This is a genomic window from Alteromonas sp. PRIM-21 (genome assembly GCF_027563165.1).
Lineage (GTDB): Bacteria > Pseudomonadota > Gammaproteobacteria > Enterobacterales > Alteromonadaceae > Alteromonas > Alteromonas macleodii_A.
Map to the genome: position 1 here is coordinate 53715 of NZ_JADOEK010000016.1, position 20336 is coordinate 74050.

Below are 20336 nucleotides of genomic sequence, written 5' to 3' on the forward strand. Positions count from 1 at the left end.
ATAAAAGCGCGCGCACTATAAGGAATTGAGCGCTTTATGTCGAGGAAATTTTGAACAGCTTTTGCACGGGGTTCACAAGAAAGAGTGACGCGTTGTATTTGTTTACCGCCTAATCTCTATATTAACGTTGAGCAAATCGTTCCAGTATAAAGAAAATATTACATAAAAGTGAGTGTATGGTGAATGCTTAATTCAGGAGAGAAGAAGTTAAATTTTTCATCCATTTTGGTACTAAAGATTCGCTTAAACTACTATTTCAGCATGGAAAAACGTAGAACCTTATTTAATGTAAATAAGAGACTTTATTGGTTGGTCTTAATTTTGCAGCACCTACCTACTGAAAATAAACCGCAGGTCGCGTTTGCGCCTGTTGAATCAGTGCGAAGTTTTATCTCACTTTAGTTTACTGTGCGTTAGGTAACGCAAAAGAAGAATAAAACTGTGCATTTTAAAGAGGGAAACATCATGAAGTTTTTAAAAAAAATTGCGATTGGTTGCTTTTCGGCAACAGTTCTAATGTCTGGTAGTGTTCACGCAGAAGCAATTAGCTCAGACTCTGTAATGCAAACTCAAGCCGCTCACTACAATAAGCAGCAGCTTATTGACATGGTCGACCGTTCAGACGTGCAGAGTAAACTAGTGAGCTTAGGTGTAGATAGCAACCAAGCTATTGCCAGAATCAACGGTATGACCGACAGCGAGATTGCGCAACTAAATGATGAAATTAATCAAGCGCCAGCGGGTGGTGTTGTAGGCGCAGTGCTTACTGTACTTGCTATTATCGCAATTTTGGATCTCATTGGTGTAACTGACGTTTACCCGTTTATTCGTCCAGTTAACAGCTAATTGGATGATAAATTCAGTTAAAAAGGTCTGCATGTTAGCAGGCCTTTCGCTTCTATTTTTACTTTCAGGCTGTCAGTCTACACCTCAAGCTGACAAACTAAGGCAAGAGGGACTCGTCTCGTTGCCCGAATCCCACACTATTGAATCTGTGCCGTTTTTTCCCCAAGAGCAGTTTTATTGCGGACCTACCACACTTTCTGAAGTGTTTGGTTACTATGGAAAAAATACCTCACCAAACGACATTGCGCCTAAGTTGTTCATTCCCGATAAAGAAGGGAGTCTGCAGCTAGAAATGGTTAGCGCCACACGACAATTTGGTTTCTTGCCATATACTGAGCGAGGAACATTATCGTCCATTATATCGTTAGTTAAAGAAGACATCCCGGTGATTGTTTTTCAAAATTTATCTATCCAATTAATACCCCAGTGGCACTACGCCGTTGTTATCGGGTTCGATAGTGATAGGGGAACAGTCACTTTACATACGGGCCTTACGCCTAATCACGAAATGTCCCTTGAGCTTTTTGAACGAACCTGGGCAAGAGGAAATTACTGGTATTTAGCTCCGGTCCCTCCCAAAGTGACGTCTTCTGAGATGAGGCCTTTTACTTATGTAAGTGCAGCCTACGATATGCTTAAAGTGGGAGACAAAGCGCAGTCGCTAGCGTTTTTAGAAACCGCATCCCAGACCTGGCCTTCTTATTGGTTAAGCTACTTTCTGATTGCAAATTATTATCTCGAACACCCTGATATCGAAGGCAACAACAAACTGGCGATAACCTGGTTTGAAAAAGGGTATAACGTAGGCCAACATCAACAAGCGTATGTGCATAACTATATTATTGCATTGCGTAAAGGCAATAGGCTTGAGTCAGCAAACAACGTGCTTAAACAAGCACTTGCACGCTTTCCTGATAACGACAGGTTGCTAGCACTAAAAGAGTAGTAACTTTCAGTGAATCTTAGTGAGAACTTCGCGAATTTAATGCCAACGTTACTTTTTCAGCTATCCTTTAGTAGTGTTTAGAAAAACTAACGTTGGATATGTCAAAGAATTTGAGCAACGCTTCGATATCCCACGCAAATGGGATTATTACAACTAAGCTTTATGGCATCTTTAATGAAAGTAGCGCCGAAAGCTATCGAGCAGAGCTTTTCAAATTAGTTATGGGGTTGAAGGGAAAGCCTTTTGCCTTACTTGCCGACATTAGCCAAGTAGAAGGCGCTACGCCCGAAGCGTTTGATATGGTTAAGCACATTATTAATCGTCTTCCCGAAATGGGTCTCGTTGCAAAAGCCTATGTATACAAAGGGCCGGTGATCCGCGGAATAATGTATCAACGGATCCCAGAGCTTGTTGCAATGGATTACTTGTTTTTTACACGTTTTGAAAGTGCTTTTGAATGGCTTGAACAAGAATATAAAAGCAAATTACAGTCTCTTTCTTAGTTATAACCTATTAATAATCAATACATTTAAGCGGAGAGGAAGCTTAATTCTCCTTATCTGGTTGGTGCAGTTCGCTCTAGTGGTTAACCCCTATGGTGAATGCTCTCTTTTTGCTCGATCCTAATTTGGTTAACGCTATCAAGTGGAAGTTCAGTATTAACGCTGAGCGCATTGGTAGCTCCGATTTTTAAGGATTGAATAATGAAAAAAAGAACCCTTATTTATGCTGCGATAGCAGCTGCTTTACCTTTTGTAGCAAGCGCCTCTGCGGTACACGCTCCTTTAGATACCTCATCGCACCGTATTGCTGAAATAAATCTCACTGATAATGTTGTTAACCCGCCGGCAAATGATTTGTTTCAAATGGCGTTAGACCAACTGCAAACTTCGTTCCCATCATCTACGTTAAGAACGGCTAATGGCCATCTAGACAGTGTTTTTGGTATTGCCATTGACGTTTCGGGGGCGTCGCCTGAACAAATGGGGTATGACTTTATAAGTCGTCATTCAGCTCTTCTAGGCGGCCTGAGTGATGGAGATTTCGTTTTTAACCCTCACCGCAGTAAAGCTGCATTGGGTGGTCATTTAGTAAGATTTGACCAAGTTATAGATGGTGTAAAAATCAAAGACAGAGGCGTCGGTCTTTTAATTGACGAGTCGCAGGTGGTAAGAGCAGTGTTCGCCGATACTGCTATAAATACGCCTATTGCAAACACACAGGTTCTTTCTGCTAATAGCGCCATCAGCGTGGCAACCGCCGATTTAGCGTCTTACAAGCGAACACTTCCAGTAGAAGCTCTTGATGTATTGGACCCTGCTTTTTCTCAAATAGAGAAAAGCCTCGGCGTATTCGCCAAGCCTGTTCCACAGAAAATAGTCGTACAAGATAACAATAAACTTAAACTGGCATGGAAGTTTTTCTATTACTCTACGAACCCGTTTGGTGTCTTTGAATATGTTATCGATGCGCAGTCGGGAGAGATTCTGGCGCGTAATGACCGAGTTAAAACCATTCTTCCTACAGGTGAAAACGAAGCTACGCAAACCGAGCAGATTGGCTTAGTTCAGCAGACTGCGGATTATTTTCCAACCTTCCCGCCAGTTACGCCATCGATGCAAAGCGAATGTTTAATAGAGGATGATGCAGGTGGCTACACGGGGAAACCAAAAGGAATGGAACGCATCAACTTACGGAAGTTTGATGAATCAAACTTAGTAACAGGCGTTGAAGGTTTACTTACCGGTAAGCACGCGCTTATTGAAAGCGCGCTGCTGACAAAAGGGCCGTTCCCACAGGCAGCAACGGGCACGTATCACTTCAGTGAAGATGCTGCCATAGAGGCAAGACCTGTCGAAGATGATCATGTAACACCTTCAACGGCACACCACATTGATGGCATCAGCCAGTTTATTTACATCACCACATTACTCGAATATTTAGATTACCTTCATAAAGACGGCGATGCTGTGCATAGTCGTGGCGTGGGTGATGGCTCGTTTCCAAATAGCTATCCTAACGAAGCGGTACCGTTAACCGGTGTGGTACATATACCGAATGTGCTGGATCCACCAGATAATCCAGCAGATCCTGAATTTATGGCGAAGCTGTTGGGGTTAGACAACGCATTTGCAGTGCCGTTATCACAGGAAATTGCGGGTGAAGAGGTAGTGGTTAATCCAACAGCTTATGGTCATGGCTACTTATTTAACAATTTAGCAATGGACTTTTCTGTTCCCATTCATGAGGGGACCCATGCGACTATAACGCCTATCGCAGGCTTTGAAGGCGAGCCAGAAGGCGGCGCGCTTAACGAAGGGCAAGCCGATCTTTGGGCGTATACAGTAGGCGAAACGCCGGATTTAGGTACTTATCCCGTTAACTCGTGCGATCTACGAAAATTCTTAAGAGAGCAGGGTGTTAATCCCGACTCATTTGAGTTTATTCGTTCTGCACAGAGCCAAATTCGTTATTCGCAGTTAGGTACAAGAGATAACGCGTTCGAAGTGCATCGCGATGGAGAAATTTACGCGGGAGCTATGTGGGACCTACGCGAACTTATGGTGGCAGTGCAGCCTAGCCAAGAATTCGTGCGCCCAGATCCGGTAACGGGTGATCCTACTCAAGAAACTAGCTTGGGCAAAGAAACCTGGGAACGTATCTTCTTGGGCTCAATGTATGTGTTAGGTGTGTCTGCGCCAGACACCTTTGTACGAGCAAGGGACGCAGTGCTTATAGCAGATGCCGCCCTGTATCCGACCGATCCTCTAGATTTAACTTCACCGGGTCGCCACCATGCGCTCATTGAGCGTGTCTTTGCTGCCAGAGAGCTAGGAGCAAACGCGAAGGCTCCAATAGGCGGTCGACAGACTATATCAACCGCAGTAAGCGAGTTTACGGCTACCCAAGCTAAGCCGTCGACACCAGGCGCTATTGATGCGCATATTATTTCAGATGATGCGATTGAAATTACGTGGGAAACCGTACCTGATGCTTTTGCTTATCAAGTACTGAAACGCAGAAAAGGGTCGAATGCACGTTTGTTTACCGGTGTACCAACCCGAGAGTACTTTGACGGCGACCTCACATTCTCTGGTTTTACCCATGTTGAATTTATAGTGGGCGACAATTACTACATCGACAAAGGGCAAGGTTTAGGACGTGGAGCCGGTCAAGGCATAGATTCGTTTGACTATGAATACGTAGTACGCGCAATTAGCCTTAGCTCTAATCGTCAGGTTGGCTTTTCTAATATGTCAGGAATTGCTTCAACCGGTTTGAACACGGTGGATGTGAGTGACCAAGTTGACTACAAGGTGGGTAATGTTAACTATAATAACGGCATTTTTGCCTTCGATATTGCGTTGATAAATACTGGCGACGAGAGAATTTACGGTCCAGTTGATTTCGATATTACCCACATTAGCAATAGCAGTATTACCGTGTTGAATGCAGACAATGGTGGCACTGGCAAAAACGGCGACATAGCAAGGTTCCGTTTCGACCAATCGCTGGATGTAGATAGAACATCTGCACTGCGTTACATAAAGTTTGATAACCCAAACGGAAAACTCTTTACGTTTCAAGCACGGATCAGCGGTTACGAAGCTGGGGCTTCATCAACGGGAAGGGGCGAAACGCCTACCTTTGATACGTCTGAGCCAAAAGAACAGTCGGTGGTCTACCACAATATTGAAGAGCACACAGGCGTTATATTAGTCGGTGCTGCAGATGAAGCATTGGTTGATGGCGTAGACTATGTTGATATCCCATTTACCGCGCTGCCTAGTGCATCGAGTGTAGTTGCAACACTAAGCGCAGATGTTGAAGTAGTAGCAGTCCCAGACCTTGACTTTGAATTGCTAGACGCTGAAGGCAATATTATGTCGAGCTCAGGCAACTTAGGCTCTAACGAGCAAGTCGGCGGCGGTATTGTTCCTGGCGAAACTTATCGTGTTCGCGTAAATGGTTGGGCTAATGGCCCGACTTCATACCGAGTTGTTATTGACCAGTTTGTAAGTGATATCAGCGACGCAAACGTTGATGAAAACGGTAATGCGACCACGGGAACAGTAACGTTCGAATTTAACCCTGTGACAGGAAAAGTATTGCCTTTGAACTTACTTAAATAGTCGTCAGCAAAAGCGCCTAGAAACTGGGCCAAATAGGCGAAATGTGATCTACACATAAGCGCCTTGCTAAAGGCTTATGAAACAAATTAAAGCCCTATGTTGTGAAAACAGTATGGGGCTTTTTTATTATGTTAGGTAAACGACCTGCATAATGAACTTTGCATAGAAACAAAACAATTGGTGTACCTTTTGCGTCTTCTTTCCCGTATTAACGTATAGCTAATTAAAAAAGCACCATACTTTTTACGCAGGAGCATCGTCAGCCGTGGATAGCACCCAACTTCTTGAAAATAAGCAGGTACTTGCAATAGCCGGATTAGTCGGTGTTGTTATTGTGCTTTTCATCATTAAGCGCCTTATATTGGTGCGCTTGAAAGCCAAGGCGCGTTCTGAAAGCAGCAGCATGTCTGATATTTATCGCGTGCTAGTTCTATCATTAAATGCCCCGCTTAATTTGCTTATTTGGGTTATCTTTTTGCTGTTAGTGAAAAGTATTGTTTCAGTATTTCAGATAGAAGACGAAAGGGCTATTGAGGCGTTAACTATTGTTATTGAAGCAGGTCTTATAATTACCCTGTTTCTTTTTTTCGAGCGCTTTGTTACCTATTCCTTAAGTCGTTATCGCGACCAATCAACCATTGTAAAAAACACCAGCGCTATTGCAGGTGGTGCAGTAAGAGCAGTGTTTGCCGTACTCGCCATTTTAATCATATTAAGCACTATGGGAGTATCGATAACGCCCATCGTTGCTTCATTAGGTATTACGTCTCTTGCAGTAGCACTAGCCCTACAGCCCACGCTTGAAAACTTCTTTTCAGGCATTCAGTTAGTAATGGATAAGCCTATTCGCATTGGTGACTTCATCGAACTGGACTCAGGAGAACAAGGGTTTGTTGAGAAAATAGGCTGGCGCTCTACATGGGTTAGAATGCTGCCCAATAACATCGTTATTATGCCGAACAGCAAGCTTTCTAATTCAAAGCTGATTAATTACTACTATCCTGAGCGCGAACTTTCGGTTCCTGTAGATGTAGGCGTTCACTATAGCTCTGATTTAGACCATGTTGAAAAGGTCTGTTTAGAGGTAGCCAATACTATTTTAGAGCAGCATGAGTTTGGTGTTGAAACTTACCAACCTTTTGTGTTGTTTCACACCTTCGACAATTCTAGTATTAACTTAACTGTTATGCTGAGAACCCGTGAATACTTTAATCGCTTCTTTATTAAAAGCGCCTTTATCAAAATGCTGAAAAAGCGGTTTGATGAAGAGGGTATTGTAATACCTTTCCCAATTACTGCGCTTAATATGGAGCAAGAAGGCGCGGCTAATAAGTTGTCGACAGCACATGAGCATCCAAGGCCATGAGGCTGAGAAAAATTGATGATGTTAACGTTACACTTTGTAAAATGCAGATTCGCACCGCGTTATCTCATCAATAAGGGTAATAACCGCTGAGCATAAAAAAGCCACGTTTGAAAACGTGGCTTTAATGCGCTTAGGCCTTCATAATGCTAGCGTATTAGAAAGTGTAGCGCGCTGATACACCTAGTAGGTCTACATCGTCAGCGATGACATAAGTTGCACCGAATGAAAACTGCGGCGTAAAGAAATAGTCTGCGCCAATTTCAAAAGCAGTATCATCTTCTTCAATGTCGATATAGCGAATCGCACCGCGAAGCTCAAACTGCTCTGTAAGCATTGAGCGTACACCGGCAGTAATGCCATAGCCGTTATCGTCTTCACCAGAGATAGAATCTAATTCAACATCTAGGTTTACATATTCATAAGTAACTTCACCAAAAAAGTCAGTATTTTGCGTAAGGCCGTAACGGTAGCCGATACCCGCAGACACATAGTCTAAATCAATATCGATACCAGATACGTCTTCGCTTAGCTGGCCATAACGACCTGTTAGGTAGACGTTTTCGTTTAGTGATTTAAAGCCCTGAATTTGAAAACCTGTTGGCTCGAAGTCGCCTGCGTCTTCAATATCTGCTTGTACATATCCAGCTTTAACGAAGTCATATGAAGGCGAAGCTGCGAATGCATTTAAAGAAAGCGCGCCAAAGATACTGGCGAGAATAGTACGTTTCATTGTTTCTAATATCCTTTTAACAAAAAAACTTCCAACCACTTTTGGAAGCTTCAACATTATGGGGATGAGTTTTGAGAAACCAAATAGGTTAGTACAAGAAGTTTTCGTTTATTGGCTATAGCCGGCGCGGTTTTTAACGCGTTATTGCAATTGCATTATCGAAAGAATGATTAACTAGTCCTTTTTCAATGTGAAGCAAATAGCGATACTGGCAATACTTAGCGCACAAGTTGCTATACTAAAAGCCTCGGTAGGCTCTAGAGTTAGTAGCGTAACAGCGTAAGCGCCAATGGCGGCTCCTGTCAGATGAAAAAAGCCAGTGAGAGCTGCTAAAAAACCGGCAGACGTTTCAGAATAACCAAGCATAATAGTTACGCTACAAGGCATAGCGATACCGATGAAAAAGAACGTGATATAGCAGTAAGCCAAAATACTGACTAACCCACTCTCTATGTTTAAGAAGACTGTCAATGCAAAAAGCACGGAAAATGCCGCTAAACAGAGGCTAGATATCCTGAACTTTTGCAAAGGCGACAAAGACTTCAGCCAAATATTAAATACGCTGCCTACAACGAAAGACAAAGTGGCTAGCAGTGAGTAAACCGAGAACAGAGTTTTAGAAAGCCCGAACTGCTGCATTACCATAGAAGGCGCGATGGTTAAGAAGCAAAACACAACGCCATACAAAAGCCCGCTAGCCATGCCTACCGAGACAAGCTTTACTATTGCGCTTTTTATAAGTACTAACGTATAACTAAAAACATTATCAGATACTGGCGGCGTAAAATGTCTAAGAATGCTAGACACTGAAAATAGCAAAAGTAGGGCCAGTAGCCCCATTACCAGCACGAAATAAAAAATTGCGGAAATACCCAATGACTCGCCAATTATTGTGCCTATTAGCGGCGCTATTGCTGGCGCAATTGCAAAGGCAATATTGATGAGTGAAAGTGAAGTATTTAGCTGCTTTTCGCTAAATATTTGACGTGACAGCCCTCGCGATACTGATACGCCAACGCCCCCACCCAAGCCTTGCACCACACGTCCTATAAGAAAAGTAGACTCTTCACTGGCAAGCGCCACCATAAGTGTACCTGCAATAAATACTAAGATTCCGCAGAACAAAAAACTTTGCTTGCTTATGTAGTCGCACACTATGCCAGACGCTAACTGTGAAATTGAGAAGGCGACTAAAAACACAGCTACGCTTTGCTCAATTATGCGCACCTGACTGCCATACATAGTCGCTAAGTCAAAAAAGAAGGGGCTATAAATGCTGGTAGAGACTTGGCCAAGAACAGACAAAATAGTGAAGGTAACCGTTAGCGAGTAAAACGCCTTGCGCGACATGGTGTGCTTCATCTAATAAGAAACCGGTAACAAAGTAGGCTAATAATAAAGATAGGCTACAGATGAGGTATTACAGTTTTAATAAAGGCGCTTTTTCAAATTTAAGTAGTAGTGTACAACGGTAAGCCTAGGAAAGGGACGGTGTTATCAATACGTGGCGCTAAGAGAAATGGTGGCCCCACCCTGACTTGAACAGGGGACCTGCCGATTATGAGTCGGATGCTCTAACCAACTGAGCTATGGGGCCATTTTGAGATGTGCTGCGTAATTATGTCCGCAAATTGTTTTGCATAACAATCACAAGCGAGCGCAAGTATAAGCAGTTTTATTTACCTTGTCACGCCTAGCTGATGGCTTTGTGAATTGTTTGCTTTATTTTTGTTCATTTTGTCGCTGTTTTACTTGTTTTATGAATAGAATTAGCAAACACTACTCGAAATCCAATACTTCCCACTCCCCAATTTCTAGAAGAAAGCACTAGAAAAAAGCATAAGAAAAAAGCACTGGAAGAAAAGCTAACACTTTCTTTGTCCAATAACGGTTATTTACTCTTTTTGTATGTTAGTCAGCCTTGACTCACAAACGCTAAAAGCAGCACTATTGCGTTTAATAGTCATGCACTCATTTTATCTATTATGTGGTGGGTGAAAGTGCAGCGGTTTCTGGCTGCGGAATATTTGAAGGAATTATTGAAGTAAATGAAGATACCTTTTCGCATGAAAGCTGTATATACGTTGCTTTTCGCTGCTTTGCTTACATTGGTAGGGTGCGACGTGATTAATCTTAAAGGGCGCGAAGCTGGAGAAATACCCTTTAAACTTGTGGGTGTAGACACAGGCGCGTGCCCAATGATTATGAGCATTGGTCAGCAGCGTTGGAATATCGATTATTTCGGATTCTATCTTAGCAAACCCGAAGTGCGCATAGATGGAAAATGGCAACGGGTGAAGTTCAAGCAAACACAGTGGCAAACGCCAAATGAAGCACTGTTGAAATTTCACAATAAGTGCAGCAACCCAGACGATGCTAACAGCAAAATAGTGTTAGATGTGTCAGAGGAACTCTTAAAATTAGCAACTAACCTTCGTTTTACTATGGGGCTACCTTTTAACGTTAACCATGCTGACCCCCTTACGCAACCAACGCCATTAAACGATAAGTCAATGTTTTTGAGTCGTCAAAACGGGCACCGGTTTCTAAGGTTAGATGTTTCAAAAAGCGGTAAAGAAACACCTAAATGGTCTTATCACCTAGGAAGCGTAGGGTGTGCATCTGAGTCAGCGTCGACTGCACCTGAAAAGTCATGTGCATTCACTAATCGCGTTGAATTTATTTTGCCAATGACTCAGTTAGATACTGACTTAGACTTAGAGGTTTCTGTTTCTAACATAGTAGCTCAAGTTGATATCAACGAAGCTGAAAGCTGTGTTTTTAAGTCTCCTGAAACTAAGCCTTGTGAGAAGCTTATTCATAATCTGGTTTATAGACCGTGGATAAAATGGCAGTAAAATTGAAATAAACCTACTCAAACACTAAAAGTTAGCGATTTATTGCTCACATTTCGTAATTTATGTTTATACTTTGCACACATATATCAACCAAATGCTTATGTGCTGATTATTAACATCGTGATAGACTCAACCCTCACATTCTATGTTAATTATAAAAAGCAGGTAAGCGGTCGCGGAGATGAGAATGACTGAAAAACCCTTCATTACAAGTGGTCGAAACACCATCATTCATAAAATTAGAAAGTTAGATTTATTGGTTATCAATGGTGATGAGCACCCGCCAATTCTTGTAACTTACAAAGGCATTAAGCAATATGAAGGTAAAATACCTGAGAATAAGCGCGATGCGAAAATGATGGATATGGAACTAGTTGATGTAACGACTAGCGACGTTTTCGGTGACGAAAAAACTTTAGTGTTTATTCAAACGCTAAATGGAAAAGAATATAAAATTGACTACTCGAAAATTGGTACGGGTATGTTTATTAAAATTCACCAAGACAGTATTTTCTAAGGGCAGAACTACCTTCTCAGGTAAATGGGCTTTTAGCAAGGTGGGGTTAGGCAATCTGACCCCAATTGTCTGGCACTAAAGAATTAAAGCCTGCGATAACTCGGCCTTCCCCTTTAAGCTGCACATAACGTTTTTTAAAGATATTGAACCGGCAGATGTCAACTGGGGTTACCTCGGATGAGTTTACACCTGTTACCACACCCGCGGTCTTTAGGCCTTCAGCAATAAGTTCTGAACAAAACCAACTGCTAAAATCCTCGTTATTATAGCTAATACTACTAAATAGAGGGTGATCATCGAGTGCGTCTACAGCCGAACCGAATAGCTGAAGTACGTCGTAGGGTTTTCCCTCTTGCTCGCACATAAAGTCAAAGAATTTGTGTTTGTTTTGTTCGAATATACTACGCGATGCTCTTGATAGGGGCAGCCACCAAATATCACCGTCATACGACGCAACACGCTCGCTTAGCCGGTTTGTCATAACGCCCCGTTTGCCCTTGAAAGACGTAGCCTCCATAACATGATTGTAATACTGGCTTCTTTCCTGGTCGTGCACCATGGATTGTGTAGCTTTGGTATGCGTAGCTTTAGTATGCGTATTTTTAGTATGTGTAACTTTGGTATGTGTAATTACGGCAACATGGGTAACGGCGGAACGTGTAGTAAATTTTGTCCATCGGGAAAACAAACTGTTTCCGCCAAACGCAATGATGTCGCCTGGCTGCATGTGCTCTCTTATATGGTGATAGTGCTGCTGCTCTAACATTTCTCTTCCTTGAATTAATGCTATTGGCTTACGACATGCCTACTTTAGATTTACGTTTTTCGATATTTTAGCGCTTCTTAACATTAGCTAGCAATTTTAAAATTCTTAGGTTGTTTCAAAGTATGTGTTAAGCGCGACTAATAACAGTTTAGATAGATAGTTAAACCTTATCTTTTGTGCGCTTATCGCTACAACTCAGGTAACCGTATTTTAACGCTTCTGTAGCGTAAACATCATAAAACTTAACTAGCTTATGGGTGCGGCGACAAGTAGAGGTCGTCACCGCGTTGCCTAATACTATCAGAGGAAATTGTTATGTTTACGTTACGCCGTGTTACCCAAATCGCTTTACTAGGAACCACACTTTCTTTAACTGCTACTGCTGCAAATGCAAGCTCTTACCCAGCCGAGATAGAAGATAAGCTAATTGCTGTATGTGAAGCCGTAAAGAGCGACAGCCGCTTTAAACTCCAACGCGCGGTAAAAGCAACAGGCTTGAATATAAAACACCTGCACGAAGGTTTGGTTTGTAATGGCCAAGATATGTTGACCTTTGCAGCTACTCATAACGCGTCTAGAAATGCTCAGCATATTGCGCGTCGTGTTAATGCAAGCCCAAGCGTATTGACCGCTAAACGCTAATTTGAGTTTTCGCCCTGGACTTAGGGCTATGTTATGCATAGCCCCTTTTTTTCATCTTTCTTCAGCTATTCCTTTAAACCGCAGTGACATAGGGCCTAGAAAGTTATAGCATCAATTAAATTGCAAAGGGAGTGCAGATGATCTCATTAGTATTCTTACAATCTGCATCTAAGCAAGCTTCACTTTGCAAAATCTTGAAGCAACTAAATTTGTTTAGCCATGTGTTTGGGGCTGAGTCGGTGGGCCACTGTTTAGCTTTGGCTGAAAAGTACCCCCAATCAATCGGTTTCTATTCAGTTTCAAAGTCATGTCGTAATCTAGCTTCAAAGTATTGGTTGGCGGTGGGCGACAATGATGAAGAGGCACTTTTGGCGTTCTCGCACAACGCATCGGGTTTTATTGCACCGCCTTTTGAAGAGGACCAGCTAATACGTGCTATCGGATACGTTAAAAGCAAAATTGACTGTTTTGAACGTGATTTCCAATTCAACACAATGGTAAAAGGGCTGTGCAAACAGTACGGTGTATCTAAGCCCGCATTATTAGCGACATTACGCCAACAGTTAAGCAAGACTAACAAACCTAATGTGGTTGCTATTAGAACTGAAAATGGATGGTGTTGCTTAAATCCTGCCGATATTAAATGGATAGAAGCTGCAGGGGATTACATGTGTGTACAAACACTATCTGAATGTTATGTGGTTCGCACAACCTTGTGTGAATTACTGAAACGTCTTGGCGAGCAGCATTTTAAGCGCTGTAATCGTTCAGTAGCAGTAAATGCCAAACACGTGGCGCATTTAGAGCAAAGGTTAAACCAGCAAAGAGTGGTTATGCAAGGTGGCGAGATCTTTAAAGTCACCCATAAATATTACTATCAGTTTTGGCATGTAGAAGGTCAATAAAAATCGAGGAAGATCATACGACCATGGTCCCGCTGGTGGTGGAACTCGCTAATCGTTACACTTAGTACTTTATACTTAAAGGCAAGGATAGAAAGTGCGAAATGTAAGTAACGCGGTAGTGGGTGCCATAGTAGTTTTCGCTGCGTATTATGCTGGGCTTTTCGCCGTTACCATGTTGGCGTTACCTATTCCAGGGCCATTGGTTGGGCTTTGTCTGCTGCTTGGTATGCTCTTCACTTTTCCAAAACTGGAAGTGCCTACAGCTAGGTTTGTTACCTTTCCCTTAAAACATATGTCATTGTTTTTCGTTCCAGCAGTACTAGGGGTGTCTATTTATTGGGACGATATTCAAGCCAATGGGCTGGCAATCGCCATTGCCATTATCCTTACTACCTCATTAAGCTTAGGTGTCACCGCTTGGTTCGCACAGAAGTTATTTTGTAGCAAATTGGATAAACCTTCCAGCGCTTCACAAAAGGAAGGGGAGCTTGAATGATTGATGCATTAAATCAAGTGATTAGCTTTAATGGGCTGTTATGGCTATGTATCACTGTTATCGGTTACCTTATTGCGCTTTGGATCAATAAAAAGTGTAACGGTCACCCCATTGCACACCCCATTATTTTTACGGCTGGCTTTGTTTCTGTATTTCTCTATTTAACCAATACTGAAGTGGTGAAGTATCAGCATTCAGCTTCATTACTTCACTGGCTTTTAGGACCTGTCACTGTAGCGCTCGCATTACCAATTTATCGCCAATGGCAGTGTTTAAAACACTACGGATGGAGGTTAATAGTCAGTATTGGCTTTGGTGGAATAATTGCGCCTGTTACCGCATGGCTCACGCTTTTTGCGTTAGATGCACCATCGGCCCTAAAAATGACCATGTTAGCTAAATCAATCACCACTCCTCTTGCGATGGAAGCTAGTGCTCATATTGGCGGGATTCCAGCGCTAGCAGCTGTTTTTGTTATCACTACAGGCATTGTGGGGGCTATTGTAGCGACCGGGGTATTCTCTGTATTTGACGTGCGTGACCGACAGGCACAGGGCATTGCTTTAGGTACTGTTGCGCATGCTATTGGCACTGCCAAGTCAATACAAATGGGTGAGGACGTCGCCGCTATGGCTACCCTTGGGCTTTGTGTTAACGGGATATTTACGGCTTTGATACTCCCCCTAGTCTTTGGAGTTTTTGTTTAAACTTTCAGCCAGAGACTTCAAACTTATAGCTTTATCGTAAGCTGACAGCTAAATGCAAAACACGCTGGCAATATTCCCCAAAAGTGCTATTTCTTAGTGAGGTGTTTCGTATCACCATATACAGGTTATCTGTTTATAACATCAATAGGGCACTACCGCTTACTGTACCTGATACAAAAATCATTACTTCAGTTCACAGTAGTCGTGCCGATACAGTTGAAATTACTAGAAAATACCAGCGGCAGCTGGTTGTTAAAGCTAGGTGGTAAAAGAACTTAATGTTTTCAGTACTCGTATGTGACGACTCGTTAGTTGCGCGCAAGCAAGTGGCTAAGTGCCTTCCCCAAGATTGGGACGTAGCCGTGCACTTTGCAAAGAATGGCCAAGATGCTTTGACTGCGCTCGCCGATGGTAAAGGCGATCTTTTACTCTTAGATTTGAACATGCCTGTTCTTGATGGATACGGCACGTTAGAGGCAATTCAACAGCGAGGTCTTAAAACTAAGGTTATTGTGGTGTCTGGTGACATTCAACCGGAGGCGCACGAAAGAGTGACGTCGCTGGGGGCGTTAGACTTTATCCGCAAGCCAGTGGACCCCAAGAAGCTTGCTGAGGTTCTTGATAAATATAATATTCTTCACGCCGAGGAAGAAGAGCCAGAAGAAATTACGCCCCTTGACCCTGATATTCGCGATTGTTACCAAGAGATAACTAATATCGCAATGGGCCAAGCAGGCGACCACCTCGCGCGCACCATGAATGTTTTCGTAGAACTACCCATACCTAACGTTAATCTCATTGAAGTTTCAGAGCTTCATATGATGCTTTCTGATATTGAAAGCCATGAACAAGTTACCGCGGTTTGCCAAGGCTTTTTGGGGCCGGGGGTAAGTGGCGAAGCACTGTGTATTTTGAGCGATTCAAGCTTTGACGATGTTGCTAAGATTTTAAACGTTGAAGGCGAAGTAGACGACCAACTTCAATTAGAGCTGCTTATGGATGCAGCTAGCATTCTAATTGGAACCTGTTTGACTGGGTTAGCAACTCAGATGGATATTAACTTCAGCCAAGGTCACCCTATTGTGCTTGGTCAGCACCGTGCCATCACTGAAATTATTAGTATGAATCAAATTAAGTGGAAGCGAACATTGGCGATAGAGCTTAGCTATGGGCTTGAAGGCTATAACGTTCAATGCGATTTGATTTTGCTGTTCACGGAAGAGTCCATGAAAATGATGAATTCAAAGCTTGCCCACTTGTTGGAGGATTTCTGATGAGCCAGCATTTAGATGAGTTACAAGAATTCCATTGGATGATGGACATGCTACAAACGGTAGATGTGGGGATCGTTGTACTTGATCGTAACTTCACCGTTCAGGTATGGAATGGCTTTATGGAAAGTCACAGTGGACTTTTACCGAGTGAGGTAAGAGACAAAACATTATTTTCGCTTTTCCCTTCAATTAAGCAAGACTGGTTTATGAAAAAAGCTAAGCCCGTCTTCGACTTAAAAACTCGCGCTTTCATGACCTGGGAGCAGCGCCCGTATTTGTTCAAGTTTCCTAACTACCGGCCGATTACAGGTAGTGAGTCATTTATGTATCAAAACATCACGCTATCTCCACTTACCTCGACAACAGGAAAGGTGGACTTCATTAGCATGATGATTTACGACATGACTGATGTGGCGGTAGGTAAAAAGCAGCTCGAGGCTCTGCAAGTTACGATGTCCGAAGAGCAAGAAGCGAGATTAGTCGCGAGTAAATTGAAACACACCTTATCTTAACCGCTATTTGTGCCGCAGCAGAGGCTGAAAGCCGCTTTGCGATTCCATCTATATAGAGTTTTTTCATGCACTGTGCCTGGGGTTTCAGCATCAAGTGCGATGGGAGTATGTATGCAATTAATTATGTCTTCATTTTCAGGCTATTTACCACGTAATGTGGCACGTGGGCTAGTCATTCTTGGCGGCGCATTTATTCTTGCTGCCTGCGGTGGTGGCGGAGGCAGCGATGGTGACTCAAGCGATGGGGGATCGGGCAATGGTAATTTAGTGATAAATGCTGGCCCTGATGCAACAGTAACTGAAGGCGTAACCTACTCGCTAAGCGCGGAAATAAGCGGAGGCGACGGAACATACACTTACAACTGGAGTGCGTCTCCTTCATTAACGATTACTCATGAAGATACAAGCGCTTCTGCTGCAAGCTTCGTTGCGCCACTAGTGGATAGTGCTACTGAATACACGTTGACCGTATCGGTTAATGATCAGAGCGGTAATACAGCCAGTGATTTTACGGTTATCACGGTTGCGCCTGTGAATATTGCCCCTGAAGCCAGTATAGAGGTGCCCGAATGGGACGATTTGCCGGCTAATACATTCCCTGGTGGGGTAGAAATTGTTTTTGATGGCACTGGAAGTAGTGACGCGGATTCCGATGCTACAGAAGGTGAAATATCCGATTACACGTGGTCGCAAACCAGCGGGACTAATGTGATAACTGGCGTGGAAACTAACCTTTCTACGTTGACTATCGTAACGCCCATCGCCAATGATGCACAGCAGCTTACCTTTCAGTTAGAAGTGACCGACAGCGAAGGCGCGACTGATACTGATACCGTCACTATATCCGTTCAATCAGAAACTGAAACCTTGCCGGTTGTTGATGCGGGTTATTCTCAAGGCGTATTTAGTGGAGAAGTCGTTATTCTAGATGGCGAGGCCAGTACTAGTATACCTAGCGCGTTACCGCTTACCTATTCGTGGGAGCGCAGTGCAAATATTTCCTCAAGCACTACGTCAGCTTCAAATGCCGAAATTAGCGCAGTAGATGACAATGATGCACTATCCACATTTGCTATAGCACCTTCGGTATCGTCCTCTACTGTTGTGGCCTATACCCTTACTGTCACCGATGCCAACGGCAATAGCGTTGAAGACACGATTAACGTAAATATACGCCCAATGCCAACGCCGCTTTTAAACGATACAGGCTTTTTGCAGCAAGCGACCAATAATGCATTAACCGAGGCGCAGCAAAACGACTTTCCTGGACAGGACGGGCAACGAGGCGCTGATATTATTGAGCAAAACGGTTTAATAGAAAAAGCAGGGCGAGGTAAAGCTGGGTTTGACTTCACGCGCTTGAACGCTAACGGTGATGAGCAGGATGCCAGTGCCGATACATGGTCGTGCGTTCGAGATAACGTTACCGGACTAGTATGGGAAGTGAAAACCGACGACGGTGCATTTCAAGACAAAGATTATACATACTCTTGGTATAGCGACGAGGTGAATGGTGGCTTTGAAGGTGATGAGACGGGGGCAAACGCAACTTGTCTGTTAACTAACTGCAATACCTCTGCGTATGTTGAAGCGGTAAATGCGCAAGGCTTGTGTGGCTTTTATGACTGGCGTTTACCTACTCATCATGAACTGTTCTCTTTAATGCACTTGGGCATTGCCGATGATGTTGCTATTGATGAAGATTATTTCCCTAATACAGGTGCAGTATCAACCGAACCGCTTTGGTATTGGACATCCGTGCCTAGTGCTGACGGGGTAAATAGCGACGACGCGCAAAATGCCTGGGCATTAGACTTTGACTCGGGCGTAGATAACTTTCTTAACAAGTCGTCAGCCGCACGTGTTCGTTTAGTAAGAGCGGGGAGATAGTCATGAGTAAAACAGTTAATACGATCGCCAAAAAAGTGATGAAAAAAACAATGATTACTTCAATTAACCTGTTCGCTGCATCAGCATTGCTTATAGGTGCTTCGGTCTCAGTTCATGCTCAGGAATGTCTATCTGATGGGCTTGAAACAACACCAGATGATAATTTTGAAGCGGTTACCACTAGTACCTTACTAGATACCACAACAGATTTGGTGTGGATGCGTTGTTCGGAAGGTCAAACGTGGGATGGCTCTACGTGCAGCGGTGAAGCGGTAAAGTATACGTGGCAGCAAGCTTTACAGCTAGCGCAGCAAGCAAGCAACGATGATTTATTGGGGTGGCGCTTGCCTAACGTTAAAGAGTTGGCAACGTTAACAGAACGAGACTGCGTGAGACCCGCCATTAATAGCTCACTTTTTCCGGCAACGCCGCCAGATGACTTTTGGACTTCTACCCCTTCTGCGGACGATCCAGACCGAGCATGGGTTGTTGCGTTCTTTAACGCTAGCCATTCTATTAAGGAAAAAGACCGATTCATATATGTACGTTTGGTGCGTACTTACACCGATGAATAGGTGTAGGGAAAGATCTACATCCTTTCTTATTAGTCTTTCGTCTAGTATCTGATGCCGAGACTTTTTATCAACAAAGCACGCTCTATAATGCGTGCTTTGTTGGTTTAGGTCTGAACGTTAAAGATGCAGATATTTATCGTTTTCATTAATGAGTCATTTACGTGTTGCGTAAATTAATCATCTCGACATGTTCAACCTGATTTTTAGCACGTTAGACTCATGTTGGCTTTTTATTTCCCAATAAGCTAGCCACAATGATGGTATGAAAATGATATCGCGCCTTAAGGCTCTTCTCTTCACAATTTGTTTATTCGCTGGACTTAGCACATCGGCGCAAGCTGAATATACATGCAACATCGATTTCGCCTACGGTATTGCCGTTAATAGCGAGCAGCTGCGCGTAATGGATAAAACCCGTACTGTGGTTCAAATTAACGACCAAAACCAGCTGTTTATAGGCGGGCGTTGGCAAACCTTAAGCGAACAGGAAAAGCAGTGGCTAAACGAGTACTCTTCAGGTTTACACTATGTGGTTCCCAAAATGATTATTCTGGCTACCGAAGGTGTAGACTTGGCTATTGATACCATTGAACACGTGTATTTAGGTTTAGTTGGTAGCGACCACGATAGCTATGAACGTTTAAACGCTGCTATGAAGCGCGTTCAAAATCGCGTGAAAGATAAATTTAGGCACGCCAGCAATCATTACTTTATCGGCCCTGGGTCGCTGGAAAGCGTGGATGAATTTGTCGATAGTGAAATTGAAGCACAGCTTGAGGAAGCTATTTCGACCTCTGTTGGCGGTATATTGTCTGCAATTAGCGGAATTAATACCGGAAGTGGCGAGGTTAACCAAGAGAAAGTAGCGGAAATTACTCGCCAGCTTAACAACGTAGGTGAGCAGCTTGATGTAGGTGACAAAGCCACAACATTGCGTAAAAAAGCAGAGTGGTTTTGTGAAAAGCTTAAGCGTTTAGACGTTGCAGAAGAAAACCTTCGCGCCAGCGTACCTGCCTTTAAGCCTTACAATATCATTACCAGTCACGACGAAAGCGAAAACTAGGCGCAGTTAAAAGAGTAACACTGTCTAATAAAAGCTAATTTGAATAGAAAAGCCTGCGCGAGCAGGCTTATTCGTTCTAACGTCTTTACTAAGATTTAGAAAAGTACAAA

The 20336-nt window shown here is 43.2% G+C and carries 19 protein-coding genes and 1 tRNA gene; 16 read left to right on the forward strand and 4 right to left on the reverse strand.

The features are described from left to right. The first annotated feature begins 465 nt into the window (after positions 1 to 465). The 5 genes from IW644_RS17840 to IW644_RS17860 all read left to right on the forward strand — a co-directional run bounded on the left by IW644_RS17840 (position 466) and on the right by IW644_RS17860 (position 7291). A complete protein-coding gene (locus tag IW644_RS17840; protein ID WP_269918728.1) occupies positions 466 to 846 on the forward strand; it encodes a PA2779 family protein in 381 nt (126 codons plus the stop codon). Between the two features lie 31 nt (positions 847 to 877). Then, positions 878 to 1792: a PA2778 family cysteine peptidase gene (locus tag IW644_RS17845; protein WP_269918729.1), complete on the forward strand. Its 915-nt coding sequence runs from the start codon at positions 878 to 880 to the stop codon at positions 1790 to 1792. Positions 1793 to 1890: 98 nt separating this feature from the next. Beyond that, entirely contained in the window at positions 1891 to 2295 is a 405-nt protein-coding gene (locus tag IW644_RS17850; RefSeq protein WP_269918730.1) for a hypothetical protein, read from the forward strand. A 201-nt stretch (positions 2296 to 2496) separates the two neighbouring features. After that, positions 2497 to 5925 (forward strand): M36 family metallopeptidase, encoded by a 3429-nt coding sequence (locus IW644_RS17855; RefSeq protein ID WP_269918731.1) that lies wholly within the window; start codon positions 2497 to 2499, stop codon positions 5923 to 5925. A gap of 265 nt (positions 5926 to 6190) precedes the next feature. Beyond that, the gene (locus tag IW644_RS17860) at positions 6191 to 7291 is read left to right on the forward strand and encodes a mechanosensitive ion channel family protein (protein WP_269918732.1); all 1101 of its coding nucleotides are present in this window, start codon (positions 6191 to 6193) and stop codon (positions 7289 to 7291) included. A 154-nt stretch (positions 7292 to 7445) separates the two neighbouring features. On the opposite strand, the gene IW644_RS17865 is transcribed toward IW644_RS17860, so the two are convergent. The 3 genes from IW644_RS17865 to IW644_RS17875 all read right to left on the reverse strand — a co-directional run bounded on the left by IW644_RS17865 (position 7446) and on the right by IW644_RS17875 (position 9618). Further along, positions 7446 to 8021: an outer membrane beta-barrel protein gene (locus IW644_RS17865; protein ID WP_269918733.1), complete on the reverse strand. Its 576-nt coding sequence runs from the start codon at positions 8019 to 8021 to the stop codon at positions 7446 to 7448. 174 nt (positions 8022 to 8195) lie between these two features. Further along, the gene (locus tag IW644_RS17870; RefSeq protein ID WP_269918734.1) at positions 8196 to 9383 is read right to left on the reverse strand and encodes an MFS transporter; all 1188 of its coding nucleotides are present in this window, start codon (positions 9381 to 9383) and stop codon (positions 8196 to 8198) included. Positions 9384 to 9541: 158 nt separating this feature from the next. Next, a tRNA-Ile gene (locus IW644_RS17875) sits at positions 9542 to 9618 on the reverse strand. Positions 9619 to 10069: 451 nt separating this feature from the next. On the opposite strand from IW644_RS17875, the gene IW644_RS17880 reads away from it, so the two are divergent. Together IW644_RS17880 and IW644_RS17885 are read left to right on the forward strand one after the other, a co-directional pair. Continuing rightward, positions 10070 to 10879 carry an MbnP family copper-binding protein gene (locus IW644_RS17880; RefSeq protein WP_269918735.1) on the forward strand — a complete coding sequence of 270 codons (810 nt, stop codon included), beginning with the start codon at positions 10070 to 10072 and terminating at the stop codon, positions 10877 to 10879. A gap of 187 nt (positions 10880 to 11066) precedes the next feature. Continuing rightward, positions 11067 to 11396, forward strand: coding sequence for a hypothetical protein (locus IW644_RS17885; protein ID WP_179982531.1), 330 nt, complete (start codon positions 11067 to 11069; stop codon positions 11394 to 11396). Between the two features lie 46 nt (positions 11397 to 11442). Here IW644_RS17885 and IW644_RS17890 read toward each other — a convergent pair whose 3' ends face one another. Then, on the reverse strand, positions 11443 to 12162 hold the full coding sequence (locus tag IW644_RS17890; protein WP_269918736.1) for a hypothetical protein: 720 nt from the start codon (positions 12160 to 12162) through the stop codon (positions 11443 to 11445). A 315-nt stretch (positions 12163 to 12477) separates the two neighbouring features. On the opposite strand from IW644_RS17890, the gene IW644_RS17895 reads away from it, so the two are divergent. The 9 genes from IW644_RS17895 to IW644_RS17935 all read left to right on the forward strand — a co-directional run bounded on the left by IW644_RS17895 (position 12478) and on the right by IW644_RS17935 (position 20226). Continuing rightward, complete coding sequence (locus tag IW644_RS17895) at positions 12478 to 12804, forward strand: DUF3718 domain-containing protein (RefSeq protein ID WP_269918737.1); 327 nt, start codon at positions 12478 to 12480, stop codon at positions 12802 to 12804. Positions 12805 to 12941: 137 nt separating this feature from the next. Further along, complete coding sequence (locus IW644_RS17900; RefSeq protein ID WP_269918738.1) at positions 12942 to 13709, forward strand: LytR/AlgR family response regulator transcription factor; 768 nt, start codon at positions 12942 to 12944, stop codon at positions 13707 to 13709. A 94-nt stretch (positions 13710 to 13803) separates the two neighbouring features. Further along, positions 13804 to 14205, forward strand: a complete 402-nt coding sequence (locus IW644_RS17905) for a CidA/LrgA family protein (RefSeq protein ID WP_269918739.1) — start codon at positions 13804 to 13806, stop codon at positions 14203 to 14205. Then, positions 14202 to 14912 carry an LrgB family protein gene (locus tag IW644_RS17910; RefSeq protein ID WP_269918740.1) on the forward strand — a complete coding sequence of 237 codons (711 nt, stop codon included), beginning with the start codon at positions 14202 to 14204 and terminating at the stop codon, positions 14910 to 14912. Before IW644_RS17905 ends, IW644_RS17910 begins: the two co-directional genes overlap by 4 nt. Before the next feature lie 278 nt (positions 14913 to 15190). Further along, positions 15191 to 16186: a response regulator gene (locus IW644_RS17915; RefSeq protein ID WP_269918741.1), complete on the forward strand. Its 996-nt coding sequence runs from the start codon at positions 15191 to 15193 to the stop codon at positions 16184 to 16186. After that, a complete protein-coding gene (locus IW644_RS17920) occupies positions 16186 to 16698 on the forward strand; it encodes a PAS domain-containing protein (RefSeq protein WP_118490128.1) in 513 nt (170 codons plus the stop codon). The genes IW644_RS17915 and IW644_RS17920 overlap by 1 nt, the downstream gene beginning before the upstream one ends. A gap of 111 nt (positions 16699 to 16809) precedes the next feature. Beyond that, on the forward strand, positions 16810 to 18588 hold the full coding sequence (locus IW644_RS17925) for an Lcl C-terminal domain-containing protein (protein WP_269918742.1): 1779 nt from the start codon (positions 16810 to 16812) through the stop codon (positions 18586 to 18588). Positions 18589 to 18590: 2 nt separating this feature from the next. Beyond that, positions 18591 to 19163 carry an Lcl C-terminal domain-containing protein gene (locus tag IW644_RS17930; protein WP_269918743.1) on the forward strand — a complete coding sequence of 191 codons (573 nt, stop codon included), beginning with the start codon at positions 18591 to 18593 and terminating at the stop codon, positions 19161 to 19163. Positions 19164 to 19431: 268 nt separating this feature from the next. Beyond that, positions 19432 to 20226, forward strand: coding sequence for a YggN family protein (locus tag IW644_RS17935; protein ID WP_269918744.1), 795 nt, complete (start codon positions 19432 to 19434; stop codon positions 20224 to 20226). Positions 20227 to 20336 lie beyond the last annotated feature (110 nt).

Coding starts and splice junctions, on each gene's coding strand:
- IW644_RS17845 (WP_269918729.1), top strand. CDS start 878: ATGTTAGCAGGCCTTTCGCTTCTATTTTTACTTTCAGGCTGTCAGTCT.
- IW644_RS17850 (WP_269918730.1), top strand. CDS start 1,891: ATGTCAAAGAATTTGAGCAACGCTTCGATATCCCACGCAAATGGGATT.
- IW644_RS17930 (WP_269918743.1), top strand. CDS start 18,591: ATGAGTAAAACAGTTAATACGATCGCCAAAAAAGTGATGAAAAAAACA.
- IW644_RS17925 (WP_269918742.1), top strand. CDS start 16,810: ATGCAATTAATTATGTCTTCATTTTCAGGCTATTTACCACGTAATGTG.
- IW644_RS17890 (WP_269918736.1), bottom strand. CDS start 12,162: ATGTTAGAGCAGCAGCACTATCACCATATAAGAGAGCACATGCAGCCA.
- IW644_RS17880 (WP_269918735.1), top strand. CDS start 10,070: ATGAAGATACCTTTTCGCATGAAAGCTGTATATACGTTGCTTTTCGCT.
- IW644_RS17915 (WP_269918741.1), top strand. CDS start 15,191: ATGTTTTCAGTACTCGTATGTGACGACTCGTTAGTTGCGCGCAAGCAA.
- IW644_RS17900 (WP_269918738.1), top strand. CDS start 12,942: ATGATCTCATTAGTATTCTTACAATCTGCATCTAAGCAAGCTTCACTT.
- IW644_RS17870 (WP_269918734.1), bottom strand. CDS start 9,383: ATGAAGCACACCATGTCGCGCAAGGCGTTTTACTCGCTAACGGTTACC.
- IW644_RS17885 (WP_179982531.1), top strand. CDS start 11,067: ATGACTGAAAAACCCTTCATTACAAGTGGTCGAAACACCATCATTCAT.
- IW644_RS17865 (WP_269918733.1), bottom strand. CDS start 8,021: ATGAAACGTACTATTCTCGCCAGTATCTTTGGCGCGCTTTCTTTAAAT.
- IW644_RS17895 (WP_269918737.1), top strand. CDS start 12,478: ATGTTTACGTTACGCCGTGTTACCCAAATCGCTTTACTAGGAACCACA.
- IW644_RS17840 (WP_269918728.1), top strand. CDS start 466: ATGAAGTTTTTAAAAAAAATTGCGATTGGTTGCTTTTCGGCAACAGTT.
- IW644_RS17920 (WP_118490128.1), top strand. CDS start 16,186: ATGAGCCAGCATTTAGATGAGTTACAAGAATTCCATTGGATGATGGAC.
- IW644_RS17855 (WP_269918731.1), top strand. CDS start 2,497: ATGAAAAAAAGAACCCTTATTTATGCTGCGATAGCAGCTGCTTTACCT.
- IW644_RS17935 (WP_269918744.1), top strand. CDS start 19,432: ATGATATCGCGCCTTAAGGCTCTTCTCTTCACAATTTGTTTATTCGCT.
- IW644_RS17910 (WP_269918740.1), top strand. CDS start 14,202: ATGATTGATGCATTAAATCAAGTGATTAGCTTTAATGGGCTGTTATGG.